This is a genomic window from Streptomyces sp. NPDC002156 (assembly GCF_053593675.1).
On the sequence record NZ_JBSFDA010000001.1, the window covers coordinates 263,099 to 277,053 of the forward strand.

Sequence of the window (13,955 nt, forward strand, 5' to 3'; positions counted from 1 at the left end):
TCCCCCACAACCGTTCTCGGCACAAGGCACGGGCGGGCCCTGCGCTGTACGCGCATGCCGGCCGACCTCCCAAGCCGGCCGTCACAAAGGAGTGATCATGTCTGCTGGTTCGACCCCGCTGATTTTCGTGCACGGCTACTGGCACGGGTCCTGGTGCTGGAGTGAGGTCATCGCCCGTGTGGCGGCCACGGGCCGCCCCGCGGTCGCGGTGGACATGGCGGGTCACGGGCTTCGTGCCGGGCGACCGCAGTGCCTCACCAGACGCCCGTTCGACGCCGAGGCCCTGGCCACGGAGATGTCGCCGGTGGCGGGAGTGGACCTCGACCATGCAGGCGACCTGCTCGTCTCCCAGATCAAGGAGGTCGGTCGCGGGGGCCCGGTCACGGTGGTCGCGCACAGCATGGGTGGCACGGTGCTGAATCGGGCAGCGCAACTGGCGCCCGAGCTGATGGCCCACGCGGTGTATCTGACTGCTTTCATGCCGGCCTCGGACGTACCGGCCCTCGCCTGTGTGCAGATGCCGGAGAACGCGGGCGAGCTGGTCGCACCGTCCGTCCGGGCCGATCCCGCCGCGATCGGGGCACTGCGCCTCGACCTCGCCTCCGACGACCTCGCCTATCGGCGGCAGCTGCGGGAGGCGTTCTACGGCGACGTCGACCCGGCCGTCGCAGACGCCGCCCTCGCGCTGCTCACTCCCGACGCCCCGGCCGGTATCGCGCTGCAAGCCACGACGCTGACCCGCGACGGCTGGGGCTCGGTGCCCCGCACCTATGTCACATGCGCTCGGGACATGGCCGTTCGCCCGGCCCTGCAGCAGAAGTTCATCCGCGACGCGGACGCCGCCTTCCCGGACAACCCGACCTCCGTGGTGGCGCTCGACTCCTCGCATTCGCCGTTCCTGTCGATGCCTGGTCCGGTGGCCGACATCGTCGCGAAGCTGGGCTGACCACCCTGGTCGCGCATGCGGCCGTTCGGCATCGACCGGGTCCACGGCCTTCGCAACTCCCACACTGAAGCTTGAAACTTCAACAAGTAGCTGCTTACATGGTGGCAGTCGCGAGTTCAATTTTGAACTATCGACCTCCTACTCATCTGCTCGACAGGATCGGAGATCCGAGCACCATGACTGCCACCACACCTGTCCGCAGGACCGTCGCCGCCACCCTCGCGGCCGCCGCCCTCACCGCCGCCGTCGCCATCCCCTCAGCCGCAGCGACGCCGTCGGCCGACGGCGGACGCCAGGCCGGCCGTCCCGCCGCTTCCAGCCATGACGAGAGCGCCCGCCTCGCGTACCAGAAGTCCGTCGCCGTCGCGGTCCTCAAGGGCCTGTTCGAGCGCGGAGACACCGAGGTCGTCGACCGCTACGTGCTCCCGGACTACATCCAGCACAACCCGACGCTCCCCAACGGCACCGAGGCGTTCAAGAATCTCGGCGTCGCCATCCACCAGCAGTTCCCGGACGCCAAGGTCAACGTCAAGCGGGTCATCTCCGAGGGCGACCTGGTGATCGTGCACTCGCACGTCCAGGTGACGCCACAGGACCGCGGCAGCGCCCAGTTCGACATCTACCGTTTCCGGGGCGGGAAGATCGCCGAGCACTGGGACACCATCCAGGACGTGCCCGCGACCACGGCCAACGGCAACGACATGTTCTCCATGATCAGTCGGCCCTCGACCCAGCAGTTGGGGCCACGGTGGCTCACCGCGTACAACAAGAAGCTGGTGACCGCGTTCTTCGACCGGCTCATGGTGCGCAAGGACCTGTCCGCCATCGACACGTACGACTCTCCCGACTACATCCAGCACAACCCGATCACCCCCGACGGCCCCGCCGGTCTGAAGGCCACGCTGGGGGCCTACTTCGAGCAGTTCCCGCAGTCGACGGTCGTTCCCAAGCGGATCGTCGCCGAGGGAGACCTGGTAGCCGTCCACAGCAACTTCATCAGCGCGCCCGGCGAGCGCGGCCAGGCGGTCGTCGACCTCTTCCGCGTACAGAACGGGAAGATCGTCGAGCACTGGGACGTGATGCAGGACGTGCCGGCGACATCGGCGAACGACAACACGATGTTCTGAGCCGCAGCCTCCCGATCGGTGACAAGGCCCACCACGGCGAGAGCATGGCGTGGGCACGATGGAGCCGCGAAAGCACGGAGCCGGCCACCGCAACACGGTCGGGGCGGCGTCAGAGCGAGGTGGCCGGCCCGACCGTGGGAGTGCTTGCGTCACGACCGGCCGGTGCCCCAGCGGATGGGGCCCCAAGAGCAGGCAGGACCACGGAATCGATGTACGAGGCAAGGAAGGCCTGGCTCGGCGGCTGCTCAATGAGCAGGCCGTGGGAAATGAGCGCACCGAGCATCACATGTACCGCGTAGGGCAACGCGGGATTGCCGGGACGGATCTCCCCTCGCTCCACGGCACGCTCGAGCAGACACCGGATGGTCGCCGTCTCGATCGCCGCTCGCTTTTCTCGCAGCACTTGGCGCAGATCCGGGTGGTGCTGGAGTGCGATCGCCACACCTCGCAACAGGTCGGAGTTCCGCTGGAGCGGGTGACTCCCTGGCGCGGTCACCAGGGCATGCAGGTCACCCCGTAGTGAGCCGGTGTCGATCGCGTCGATGTGGAACGGCGTGCCGCTCCGGAGAGCCTGCACCACCAGTTCGGCCTTGCCACCCCAGTGGCGGTAGAGCGTGGCCTTGCTGAACCTGGTACGCGCGGCTACGGCTTCCACGGTGAGAGCGTCGTAGCCGACCTCCCTGAGCAGGCTGAGCACGGCCTCGTACAACTCGGCCTCACGTGCGGGCGAAATCCGACCGCGGCCCTTCGCGGCGATCTCAGTCATGCGGGGTCCCCTGATCGGCGACGCGGACCCCCGTCCGCGACAGCAGCGCTCCTGAGGCGGTCATGAACGCGTTGATGTGGTCGTTGGTGAATTTGGGCGAGGGAAGGAAGGCGTTCCCCTTGTGGTCGAACATCACCGCGTTGTGTCCTTCCAGGTCCGGGGAGACGAACAGCGGCGCCATCCGTTCGGCATAGGTCTCCGCGGATGGCATGAACAGCCCGACGAGCGATTCGGAGAGGCGGTACCGCAGGCTGTTCTCACCCCCCATGAGGTTGCTGCGGATGCTGCTCTTGACCAGACCCGGGTTGAGTCCGTAGGCGTTGAGGTGCGGGTAGTGCTCGGCAGCGTCGTGGACGAGCATTTCGTTGCCCGCGATGGTGTTCATGTGCGTGCTCATGGCGCCGTAGGTTTTTTCGGCGTTGAGGTCGTGCACATTTCCCGTCTGGCCGTGCCCGGGGGCGCCCATGACGAAGACCCGGGGCTTCATCGTGGCTGTCGGGCGTTGCTGCCCGAGCCGTTCGCCGATGCCATGGAGGATGACGAATCGGCTCAGGTAACTGACGGCCATGTCCTTCTCGAGTCCTTCGGCGGTCTCCTGCCGCTTCGGGGCCGCGAGGATGCCGGTGGTGAAGACCACCAGGTCGAGCGTTTCCGCCGGCAGCTCGTCGGCGACACGCCGGGCTTCGCTCATGAGGCTCAGATCGGCGCGCAGGAAGTCGATGCCTTTGACACCTCCGTCACGAAAGGTCTGGCCGACGACCAGGACCTGTGCGCCACGCGATGCCATGTAGCGGCTCAGTGCGCGCCCGATGCCGCCCGTGCCGCCGACGACCGAGACGTGCAGTCCGTCGAGGTCGAGGCCGGCCGGGTCCGGGCGATGCCAGACCACACTCTTGTCTCTTTTCATGACGCTCTCGCTTCCTGCTGTTCGCCGGCCACGCCGCGATCTGTCACGCGCTGCTCCACAGATCGTATGTCTCACCAACTATCTTCGCAACAAATGATCTGTGGCCTGGGTACAGTACGTGCATGCAGGAAAAGGGACTCAGCAGCTCAGCAGCGCCGGTTGCCGGTGCCCACGGCTCAGATGAGACAGGGGTCTCGCTGCTCGCCCTGACTCGCGCCTATCTGGGCACGGTCGACCCGATCCTCTCCGGTCTCCCGCACGGAGCCCGCGGCTATCACACCCTCGGCGCGGTCATCCGCGGCGACCATCCCAGCCAGCTGGCCCTGGCCACCTGGCTGGGCATCGATCGCAGCGTCATGACCTACCTGCTCGACGATCTCGTCGCCGCAGGCCTGGTCGAACGTCGGCAGAACCCTGCCGACCGACGCCAGCGCAAGATCGTCGCCACGGCCCTCGGCGCACAGAGCTGGACCGAGCTTCAGAGCAAGGTGCTTCAAGCCGAGGCCGAGCTGCTCGGTGCGCTCGACGATCAGGAGCGCGACGCCGTGCGCGACCTGCTCAACCGGGCCGTGGCCGGACTTCCCAACGGCGGTGGCACCTGGGCGGTCGAGTGTTGAGGGAAGGCGCAGGGCCCCCGCCGAACGCTCTCTGAACCGCTCTCAGTACCCTCGGTCGATCCATTCGTCGAGATGGGGGGCCTCGGCGCCGACGGTGGTCGACTCGCCGTGGCCGGTGCGGACCACGGTCTCCGGGGACAGCACCAACAGTCGGTCCCGGATGGATCGGACGATCGTCGGGAAGTGGGAGTACGACCGTCCCGTGGCCCCCGGTCCGCCGGCGAACAAGGTGTCGCCGGTGAACACGGTGCCCAGTGCCGGGGCGTGCAGCGAGATCGCCCCCGGTGTGTGGCCAGGGGTGTGAAGCACCGTCAGTTCGATGTCGGCCACGGTGATCCGGCGCATGTCGGAGAGGTAGCCGTCGGGGTTCCGGTCCGGGTGGGTGTGCTTCCACAACAGCCGGTCGTCGACATGGATGAAAATCGGCGCACCGGTCGTTTCGGCGACGGCGGGCGCGGCAGCTATGTGGTCGTCGTGGCCGTGTGTGCACACGATGGCCCTGAGCCGCCGGTCGCCGACGGCGGCCACGATGGCGTCGGCGTCATGAGCGGCGTCGATGACGATCACCTCTTCGTCGTCGCCCACGATCCAGACGTTGTTGTCGACGTCCCAGGTGCCACCGTCCAGGCTGAAGGTGCCGGACGTGACCAGGTGCTCGACGCGGGCGGCCGTCACAGCATGACCACGGAGCGCAGCACGTCGCCCTTGTGCATCCGGGCGAAGGCGTCCTCGACCCCGTCCAGCGCGATCGTCTCGCTGACGAACGCGTCGAGGTCCAGGCGGCCCTGGAGGTGGAGGTCGATGAGCATGGGGAAGTCACGGGAGGGCAGGCAGTCGCCGTACCAGGAGGACTTCAGCGAGCCACCGCGCCCGAAGACGTCGATCAGCGGAAGCTCCAGCTTCATCTCGGGTGTCGGCACCCCGACCAGCACCACCGTGCCCGCGAGGTCACGGGCGTAGAACGCCTGCTTGTACGTCTCCGGCCGGCCGACCGCCTCGATGACGACGTCGGCGCCGTGGCCGCCGGTCAGCTCACGGATCGCCTCGACGGCGTCGGCCTCCTTGGAGTTGACCGTGTGGGTCGCGCCCAGCGTGCGGGCGGTGGCCAGCTTCCGGTCGTCGATGTCGACGGCGATGATCCTCGCGGCGCCCGCCAGATTGGCCCCGACGACCGCCGCGTCACCCACGCCCCCACAGCCGATGACGGCGACCGTGTCACCACGCCCCACGTCGCCGGTGTTGATCGCGGCCCCGATACCGGCCATCACGCCACACCCCAGCAGCCCGGCGACAGCGGCCGAGGCGGCCGGGTCGACCTTGGTGCACTGCCCGGCCGCGACGAGGGTCTTCTCGGCGAAGGCACCGATACCCAGGGCCGGGGACAGCTCGGTGCCGTCGGTGAGCGTCATCTTCTGCTTGGCGTTGTGCGTGTTGAAGCAGTACCAGGGCCGCCCACGCAGACAGGCACGACAATTCCCGCACACGGCACGCCAGTTGAGGACCACGAAGTCACCGGGGGCCACGTCCGTGACCCCCTCCCCCACCGACTCCACTACGCCCGCCGCCTCATGCCCGAGCAGGAACGGGAAGTCCTCGCTGATGCCGCCCTCGCGGTAGTGGAGATCCGTGTGGCAGACCCCGCACGCCTGGATCCGCACCACCGCCTCGCCCGGACCCGGGTCGGGGATCACGATCGTCTCGATGCCGACCGGCTCGCCCTTGGCCCGCGCGACAACACCTCGTACCTGCTGGGACATTGCTGGGTTCCCTCCTGATCAGACGGTCTGGACGCGCAGGGGCAGGGACGCCCACGAGCGCAGGGTGTTGTTGGGGTGGCGGTGGGGTGTGCCGGCGAGTTCGAGCCGTTCGACACGGCGGGCCAGGGCGGTGAGCAGTGCCTCGGCCTCCAGGCGGGCCACGTGCTGGCCGATGCACTGGTGGAGGCCCATGCCGAAGCCGACATGGCCGGAGGGGTCACGGGTGAGGTCGAAGCGGTCGGGGTCGTGCCAGCGCTCGGGGTCGCGGTTGGCCGCGCCGAGGAACATGAGGATCTTCGTGTCCTTGGGGACGACCGTGCCGGCGATGGTGACGTCGGTGGTCGCGGTACGGAAGAAGGTCTGCACCGGCGACAGCCAGCGCACCGCCTCGTCGAACACGGCCCGCACCGACTCCGGCCGCTCCCGCAGCCGTTGCCACTCCTCGGGGTGGGTGGCGAGGGCGTACAGACAGGCCGCCAGACCGTGCACGGTGGTGTCGACACCGGCGGTGAGCAGCGAACGCACCACCAACGGCGCCTGCTCGTACGTCAGATCGCCACGGTCGGCGGCGGCCCAGATGGCGGCCCCGAAGCCGTCCTCGGTCAGCGCCTCCCGTGCGCACTGGGCGTTCACCCAGGCGGACAGCTCGCCCACCCGGTGGGCGTCCGCCGCGACGAGGTCATTGCGCGGACCGAAAGCGTTGAAGGCCATGTTTCCGTAGGGCAGCAGGTTGTCCCGTCCATCGGGGCCGAGGCCCACCGCGTCCGGGAAGGCCCGCAACGGGAACGCCTCGGCGAGCGCGGTGAACCCGTCGAACTCGGTTCCGTCGGCCAGGACCTGGTCGACGAGTTCCTCGGCGGTAGCGGCCCAGGTCGTCCGCAGTCGGCGCAGCGCGGGTGGGGCGAGGATCTCGCGCAGCACCCGGCGCGGGGCGTCGTGCAGGGGCGGGTCGGCCTCCAGCAGCAGGCTCGGCGGACGCCATGGCTTCTCGTGCCGGAAGTTGGCCAGGCCCACGCCCGAGCCGGATTCGAAGTGCTGCCAGTCCACGAGGGCGGCGTGCACCTGCTCGTAGCGGGCCAGTGCGTGGACGTCGTAGCGCGAGAGGTACACGACCGGACCGGCCTCGCGCAGGGCCTGGTGCAGCGGTTCGGGGTCGAGGAGTGCTTCGTGGGCGAACGGGTCGGCGTCACTGACGGGCGGCACGACGGCACGCTCCAGTGCCTCGGTCATGGCGGCTCCTTGGAGAAGGGGTGAGGAGAGGTGGGAGGCCGGTCTCAGAGGTCCAGGACGAGACGGTCACCGCAGGAGCGGGACACGCAGGGGAACATGCAGTCGTTCGCCACACGTTCGTGGTCGGCCAGCACCGAGTCCCGGTGGTCCGGCTGTCCCTCCAGCACCGGCGTCAGGCACGTTCCGCAGGTGCCCTGCTCGCAGGAGGACAGCACGTCCGCTCCGGCGCGGCGCACAGCCTCCAGCACCGAGACGTCCGGGGTGACGATGACGGTTCGTCCGGTGCGGCGCAGTTCGACCTCGAAGGCCGTGTCCCGCACCGGCGCGGTCTGCGCGGCGGCGGTGAAGCGTTCGGTACGCAGGGCGTACGGCGGCCAGGCGGCGCAGGCCGTTTCCACGGCGGCGAGCAGCGGGGCAGGGCCGCAGCAGTACACCGTGGTGCCGGGTCGGGGCGTGCCCAGCCAGGCCGCCAGGTCCAGCAGGCCGAGTTCGTCCTGCGGGACGACGTGTATCCGATCGCCGTAGGTGGCCGTCAGCTCGGATTGGAAGGCCATGGACGACCGCGTACGCCCGCCGTACAGCAACTGCCAGTCCACGCCGAGGAGTTCGGCCTGGCGGACCATGGGCAGGATCGGGGTGATGCCGATGCCGCCCGCGATGAAGAGGTACTTCTCCGACGGTGCGAGGGGGAAGTGGTTGCGCGGGCCGCCGACCCCCACCCGGTCCCCCGGGCGCAGCCGGTCGTGCACATGAGCGGATCCGCCCCGGCCCGCGGGCTCCCGGAGCACGGCGATCCGGTAGGTGCGCGGGTCCCATCGGTCCCCGCACAGGGAGTACTGCCGGACAGTCCCGTCCGGCAGTACCAGGTCGATGTGGGAGCCGGGCGTCCAGTCCGGCAGCCGGGTGCCGTCCGGGTGGGCGAGGGTGAGTGACACGACTCCCTCGGCGATGTCCTCCTTCGCGGAGACCGTCAGAGTCGCCGCGTTCCTCGGCGTCGACCGTCCTGCGCCGACGCCTGATCCGGCGTCCGCAACCACGCTGGTTCCGACCACGTTGTCGCCTCCCGTCGTTGGGTTGCACGCAGGATGCGCGGCCACGACGGACGCTCGCGACGGCATTCTCAATCAGTGAGAGACGAGCTTCCGCTGCTCGTCATACGGCCGTTGCACTGCCGTCACGTGAGTCACCCGGATCCCGGCGCTGTCGCGAGGCGTCCGGGGCTCCCAGCGCACGGGAGATCCCGCGAGCCGCGGTCCGCACCACCGGCGCGACAGACGTGGCCCCGGCCTCGTTGGGGACGATCACCGACAGCGCGGCCACCACCTCACCGCGCGCATCGCGCACCGGCGCGGCGATCCCCAGGGCGTCCGGGTGCACATAGCCGGGGCAGTACGCGTATCCCTGCCGGCGAACCTCGGCCAAGACGGCCCGCAGCTGCGTGGCGGTGGCGGGAGTGTTCGGGGTGTAGCAGCGCAGAGGTGCGTCGAGTAGCCGTCGGCGCAGGTCGGCTGGGCCATGGGCGAGGAGAACCAGGCCGCTCGACGAGGCATGCAACGGAAGGCGGCCCGCGATGCGGGTGTAATTGACGACCGCGCCCGGTGCCGTCAGCCGCTCCAGGAACAACACCTCGTCGCCGTCCAGCACACCGAGCTGGACGTGGTGGCCGACAACGTCGTGGACGCCCTCCATGAACGGCATGGCCGCGTCGCGCAGCGACAGGGTGGGCGAGGCCCGGGTGGCCAGCTCCCACATGCGCATACCGATCCGGACCCGGCGGTCGGCCTCCCGGGTCAGGAACCCGTACGAGACCAGCTCGGCCACCAGCCGCGACGCGGTCGCCACGTGCAGCCCCGTACGGCGGGAGATCTCCGAGACGGTCAGGGCCTGCTCCTCCGGCGTGAACGCCTCGAAGATCCGTACGACCCTCGCCAGGACCGACTCGCCGTTCTGTGTCCTCACCTCGCCATCATCGGATGCCTTCCGGGTACGTCAAGCCCACGGTTCGTCCTGCCGAAACGGCCGCGTTCGACTCGGTGGCGGGCCAGAAACCCGACGACGTCCAAGGAGTTCCGGCCCACCACCGGATGGTCTACGGCTCGATCGACAGGGCAGCCAGGGACCGGATCGTGGAGTCTTCGACCAACGAAGCGTCCCAGACGGTGGTCAGCCTGGTGATCCTGGGCGTCCGGACGTCGGGATGAATGTAGTCACCGACCCGGTCGAGCTGCAGGGCGGTGACCCCGTTGGGCACGGCAACGTTGTCGGTGACCCACTCGTAGCCACCGCCCTGGTCGCTGCCGACGACGTGGAGCACTTCGGAGCCCGGCCCGTAGGGGAGCCTGGACAGCGCCCGGGTCAGATAGCGGCCGATCGCCGGTCGTCCGACGATGGTCGTCCGCGTGGTCATGTCCTCGAAGAGGGCGTCGTCCGAGAACAGTGCCGTGGCGCTGTCGACGTCACCGGCTGCCAGAGCCGAGCCCAGCCGGCGGGCGAACGTCCTGATGACCGGGCCGGCGCTCTCCCGCACGATCTCCGTGCCGAGGCTTCGGGGGTTCTGGGTGTTCGGAGGGCGGTTCGCCAGGGCCTTGTCGTTGCGTCGCCCGTCCCAGTAGTCGACCACCCGGACGATCTTGCCGTGCTCAAGGGTGAAGGAGGAGATGATGCGGACTTCGTTGCCGAACAGCTCCGGGGTGTTACGGAAGAAGACGATGGCGCTGGTGGCGTCACCGATGACGCGCAGCGGGTACGACTTCCCGCCGGTTTTCGACCACCCCTCCAGCGTCGGGCCCATGACCTGGTCACGGAACGCGTCACGGGTGGGGAACACGCCGCCGATGTGGAGCGGCGAGTCGAAGTAGGCCATCTGCCCCGGGTTGAAGAAGTCGATGAAGGCATCGATGTCATACCGGGACTTGGCGGTGTAGTAGGCGTGGAACAGCGCCGCTGCCTCTCTTGAGGCGTGGCTGGTCTCCAGCACGTCAGGAAGGACCTCCGGGTGAGGAGACCTTCCGGACCGTGCCGGTTGCGACAGCCCGGGCGACGCCGACGCCAGTCCGGGGGCCGCGGCCAGCGGTACAGCGGCCGCCGCCGCACCGAGCAGAGTCCGCCGGTTCAACGATTCCATGTCCTTCTCCGGTTCACTCGGGAAACCAAGTCGAGTGACCTCGCCCGAGTGCTGCGCCATACGCGTCCACCCGGCCGGCGAGACCACGTATGTAGCCTCGCCAGCCGGAGTGGATCACGCCATGACGGAATCCGCTGGATCCATGCACCTTTCGGGACGGCGCGGATCAGGACGTGGCACCGGCACCCGCAGACGGGACGCCGTCGCGGACACGCGTGCGATAAGCCCGCGGTGACTCGCCGTACCGCTGCTTGAAGGCACGCGAGAAGTAGAACTGGTTTCGGAGGCCGACCCGGGATGCGATCTCGCCGATCTGGAGGTCGGTGAACCGCAGCAGTCGCGACGCCTCAAGCATGACCCGGTCCGTGATCAGCGTCTTCGTCGGGCGGCCGGTGCTGCTGGACAGCGCATGGGCCAGCAGCGGCGCCGGCACGCCCAACGCCTCCGCGTAGTGGTCGACGTCGTGGTGGTGTGCGAAGTCCCGCTCCAGCAGTGCCACGAAGCGGCGGTGCAGCCGCACGTCACCGCCTTCGCTCATCACCCCGTCGGCGCGGGCATCCTCGTAGTAGCGCTGGGCCAGCAACAGCAGCGTGAGCAGCAGGTGCCGCTGGACCTCCACGCTCGACGCGTCCTGCGGGCGCTGTGCTTCGGCCGTCAGGACGTCGACCAACAGGTCCATCCGCGGCGCGTCCTCGACCGGCACGCTCACCGACTGCGTCCCGTAGCGCCCGACGAGCCACACCGGGTTCACCTGCGCTGTGGGCCCCTCGTACAGCAGGTCGTCGCCGAAGCTGATGATCGCGCCGTCGATGTCGTTCATGTCGTCGTACCGGTACACCTGGCCACGGCCGACGAGCGTCAGCGTCGAGGAGCCCACCTCCAGCGGCGTCCCGTCAACAACCTGACGACCGGCGCCGGACCGGATCCAGTACAGGGTGTGGAAGTCCTGTCGCTGCTCCAGCCGACAGCCGGTCTCGTCGTCGGGCACCCCCGATCGGATCCTCACCACATCGAGGGAGGGCCCACCCTCCGGAAGGCTGCGCACCGGCAGGTCACGAGGGTTGCCCGACCGCCGGGGGAACCGCACCGGCTTCCACCTCGCCGCCTGCGGCACATCCCCGTCCCCCGAACCCGGCATCGCGAGGGCGCCGTTCGGGCCGACCGGGTCCAACTCCTGCGAATCCATGGACACATCATCCCGGGCCCGGGACCGTCGCTCACGGATCCTTCACATGCCCGCGTGCGCCGCCCCTGCCGTATCCGGGCCTACGGCTGCTCCCGCCCGGAAGGCCTGCCCGCTGCCGGCGGGTCGCTCCCGTCCGGCAGGGCCCGTACGGCTTGGGCGATGTCCACGCGGAGGTCGTCGAGGCCGTAGTCGGGGCCGAGAACCATGCGCCGCAGTTGGGGCATGGCGATGCTCCAGCCGGCCAGGGCGAGGGTGAAGAACACGCGCGTGCTTGCGTCGCCGCCCTGACCACCGGATGCCGCGGCATCGATCTTGTCCTGGTAGTGGCGGGTGCGGGCCTCTTCCGCCGGGACGGGCTGCTCACCGATCCCCAGGGCCTCCCACATCACCAGACGCAGGGCCTCGGGGTGGGCGCGGTGGTAGTCGAAGAGGCGCTCGGCATAGCCGGGCAGGTCGTCGCTGGGCGGTACGGCCTCGGCGAGGTCCGCGAGTGCGCGTTCGAGGACGACGGCGAAGAGCTTGTTCTTGTCGCCGAAGTAGTCGTAGATCGCGCGCTTGTTGGCCTTGGCCAGGGCGGCGACACGGGCGCCCTTTCGGCGCTCCTCGCCCTCGCCGCGTATCTGGTCAGCCGCCGCGGGCGACGCAGCGGCCGGAAGGCCCGACTCCAGCCTGTCGGCGCATCGCGATGAACACCGGAGGGTGACGCCGATTCCTGGGCGAAGGCGTTCGCCGAGGACGGCGTGTTCCACGACCCGGTCGGCACATCGCCCCTCACGGACCGCGCCGTCTTCCAGACCCAGCTCGCCAGCCACGGAGCCGACCGCTCCCGGCAGCGCAGTACGGTCGCGGTCCATGGCGGTACGCCGCGGGCCGGCGCCGGCGCGGACGGGCACCGACCGCCCGGCTGCGCGCCGGGCGACGGCCCCTCACGCGCCGAGGTCGGCACCGACTTCGGAGCCGGAGCCCAAGCATGCGGTCCCGTCGGCCACGGGAGGGCTCGCTTCGCCGGGTCCGGCGGTCATGCGGCGACTCGCTTCGCCGAGGCCGTCGGCGAGTGCCCGCACCTGGTCGGGCGTGAGCACATCGATGAGCAGTTCCCTGACCATGTCCACATGGCCGGGCGCCGCCCGTTCCAGCAGAGCCATGCCCTCGTCGGTGAGTACGGCGTAGACCGCGCGCTCGTCACTCGGACAGGTCCGACGGCGCACCAGCCCGGCCTTCTCCATCTGCCCGATCTGGTAGGTCAGCCCGCTCTTGGAGTTGACCAGGGCGGAGGCCAGTTCGGCCATCCGCAGTTCCCGGTCCGGGGCCCCGCTGAGCCGGGCGAGGATCTCGTACTGCAGGCCGGACAGGCCGAAATCGCGCTTGAGCCGCTGCTCGAGCCGTCGGTACAGCAGCGCGTGCGCGGTGGTGAAGGCCGTCCAGGCACGCTTCTCCTCCTCATTCAGCCATCGCGTATGGCCCACGTCACACCCCTCCAGGTTGTTCAAATTGGAACTCCATCCTATCGTCAATAGCAAGCGTTCAAATTTGAATCAACTGACGCCACGGGAGACGCCATGACCACCAGCACCGCCGCCACCGTCCGCACCCGGGTCCGTGTACCGCTGAGCTTCTCGGACGGTTACCACGTGACCGCCGAGGTGATCACGTTCAACGGCCTGGCCGACGGCGCCGAGCACATCGCCCTGGTCCTGGGAGACCCGAGCGCCGCTGCCGCCCCGCTGGTGCGTCTGCACTCCGAATGCCTCACCGGTGACGTCTTCGGCTCCGCCCGCTGCGACTGCGGACCTCAGCTGCGCGAGGCCACCGAGCGCATCGCCGCCACCGGAGGCGTCCTGCTCTACCTCCGCCAGGAAGGCCGCGGCATCGGCCTGTACAACAAGCTCGACGCCTACGCCCTGCAGGACCAGGGCCTGGACACCTACGAGGCGAACCTGGCCCTCGGCCTGCCCGAGGACGCCCGCGACTACACGGCCGCCGCCCAGATGCTCACCGCCCTCGGCATCACCGAGCTGAACCTGCTCACCAACAACCCCGACAAGGCGCATCAGCTCCGCGACCTCGGCCTCTCGGTCGCCCGGACCGTCCCCACGGGTGTGCACACCACACCCAGCAATCTGCGCTACCTGCGTGCCAAGGTCCAGCACACCCACCACACCATCGCCCTCGCGCCGGTGCCGAGCCTGGTCGGCTGACCCTCGCAAACGGGCCGTCGGGGACCTGGTCCACAGCCGCTGCCTCGCCGGCTCCCCACCCGAAGCGCTGACAGCGCGACCACCCACCGGCCGAGAA

15 protein-coding genes are annotated in these 13,955 nt (G+C 69.4%); 4 read left to right on the plus strand and 11 right to left on the minus strand.

Annotated elements, in window-relative coordinates; all coding sequences use genetic code 11:
* The first annotated feature begins 97 nt into the window (after positions 1-97).
* Together ACWCRB_RS01140 and ACWCRB_RS01145 are read left to right on the plus strand one after the other, a co-directional pair.
* Positions 98-946, plus strand: coding sequence for an alpha/beta fold hydrolase (locus ACWCRB_RS01140; protein ID WP_450993990.1), 849 nt, complete (start codon positions 98-100; stop codon positions 944-946).
* A 176-nt stretch (positions 947-1,122) separates the two neighbouring features.
* A complete protein-coding gene (locus ACWCRB_RS01145) occupies positions 1,123-2,073 on the plus strand; it encodes a nuclear transport factor 2 family protein (protein WP_450993991.1) in 951 nt (316 codons plus the stop codon).
* A 109-nt stretch (positions 2,074-2,182) separates the two neighbouring features.
* Here ACWCRB_RS01145 and ACWCRB_RS01150 read toward each other — a convergent pair whose 3' ends face one another.
* Both ACWCRB_RS01150 and ACWCRB_RS01155 read right to left on the minus strand, forming a co-directional pair.
* Positions 2,183-2,839: a TetR/AcrR family transcriptional regulator gene (locus ACWCRB_RS01150; RefSeq protein ID WP_450993992.1), complete on the minus strand. Its 657-nt coding sequence runs from the start codon at positions 2,837-2,839 to the stop codon at positions 2,183-2,185.
* On the minus strand, positions 2,832-3,746 hold the full coding sequence (locus ACWCRB_RS01155; protein ID WP_450993993.1) for an SDR family NAD(P)-dependent oxidoreductase: 915 nt from the start codon (positions 3,744-3,746) through the stop codon (positions 2,832-2,834). Before ACWCRB_RS01155 ends, ACWCRB_RS01150 begins: the two co-directional genes overlap by 8 nt.
* A 122-nt stretch (positions 3,747-3,868) precedes the next feature.
* On the opposite strand from ACWCRB_RS01155, the gene ACWCRB_RS01160 reads away from it, so the two are divergent.
* Positions 3,869-4,363, plus strand: a complete 495-nt coding sequence (locus tag ACWCRB_RS01160) for a MarR family winged helix-turn-helix transcriptional regulator (protein ID WP_450993994.1) — start codon at positions 3,869-3,871, stop codon at positions 4,361-4,363.
* 42 nt (positions 4,364-4,405) lie between these two features.
* Here the strand turns inward: ACWCRB_RS01160 and ACWCRB_RS01165 are convergent, their stop codons facing one another.
* The 9 genes from ACWCRB_RS01165 to ACWCRB_RS01205 all read right to left on the minus strand — a co-directional run bounded on the left by ACWCRB_RS01165 (position 4,406) and on the right by ACWCRB_RS01205 (position 13,126).
* Complete coding sequence (locus ACWCRB_RS01165) at positions 4,406-5,038, minus strand: MBL fold metallo-hydrolase (RefSeq protein WP_450993995.1); 633 nt, start codon at positions 5,036-5,038, stop codon at positions 4,406-4,408.
* Entirely contained in the window at positions 5,035-6,120 is a 1,086-nt protein-coding gene (locus ACWCRB_RS01170) for an S-(hydroxymethyl)mycothiol dehydrogenase (protein WP_450993996.1), read from the minus strand. Before ACWCRB_RS01170 ends, ACWCRB_RS01165 begins: the two co-directional genes overlap by 4 nt.
* Before the next feature lie 18 nt (positions 6,121-6,138).
* The gene (locus ACWCRB_RS01175) at positions 6,139-7,350 is read right to left on the minus strand and encodes a cytochrome P450 (protein ID WP_450993997.1); all 1,212 of its coding nucleotides are present in this window, start codon (positions 7,348-7,350) and stop codon (positions 6,139-6,141) included.
* Between the two features lie 44 nt (positions 7,351-7,394).
* Complete coding sequence (locus ACWCRB_RS01180) at positions 7,395-8,402, minus strand: PDR/VanB family oxidoreductase (protein ID WP_450993998.1); 1,008 nt, start codon at positions 8,400-8,402, stop codon at positions 7,395-7,397.
* A 100-nt stretch (positions 8,403-8,502) separates the two neighbouring features.
* A complete protein-coding gene (locus ACWCRB_RS01185) occupies positions 8,503-9,309 on the minus strand; it encodes an IclR family transcriptional regulator (RefSeq protein WP_450993999.1) in 807 nt (268 codons plus the stop codon).
* A gap of 130 nt (positions 9,310-9,439) precedes the next feature.
* Positions 9,440-10,474: a nuclear transport factor 2 family protein gene (locus ACWCRB_RS01190; RefSeq protein ID WP_450994000.1), complete on the minus strand. Its 1,035-nt coding sequence runs from the start codon at positions 10,472-10,474 to the stop codon at positions 9,440-9,442.
* A gap of 166 nt (positions 10,475-10,640) precedes the next feature.
* Positions 10,641-11,660 (minus strand): helix-turn-helix transcriptional regulator, encoded by a 1,020-nt coding sequence (locus tag ACWCRB_RS01195; RefSeq protein ID WP_450994001.1) that lies wholly within the window; start codon positions 11,658-11,660, stop codon positions 10,641-10,643.
* Positions 11,661-11,740: 80 nt separating this feature from the next.
* Positions 11,741-12,472, minus strand: a complete 732-nt coding sequence (locus tag ACWCRB_RS01200) for a TetR family transcriptional regulator (RefSeq protein WP_450994002.1) — start codon at positions 12,470-12,472, stop codon at positions 11,741-11,743.
* A gap of 114 nt (positions 12,473-12,586) precedes the next feature.
* Entirely contained in the window at positions 12,587-13,126 is a 540-nt protein-coding gene (locus ACWCRB_RS01205; RefSeq protein ID WP_450994003.1) for a MarR family winged helix-turn-helix transcriptional regulator, read from the minus strand.
* 93 nt (positions 13,127-13,219) lie between these two features.
* Here ACWCRB_RS01205 and ACWCRB_RS01210 point away from each other — a divergent pair, with 93 nt between their 5' ends.
* Positions 13,220-13,858 carry a GTP cyclohydrolase II gene (locus tag ACWCRB_RS01210; RefSeq protein ID WP_450994004.1) on the plus strand — a complete coding sequence of 213 codons (639 nt, stop codon included), beginning with the start codon at positions 13,220-13,222 and terminating at the stop codon, positions 13,856-13,858.
* The last annotated feature ends 97 nt before the right edge of the window (positions 13,859-13,955 follow it).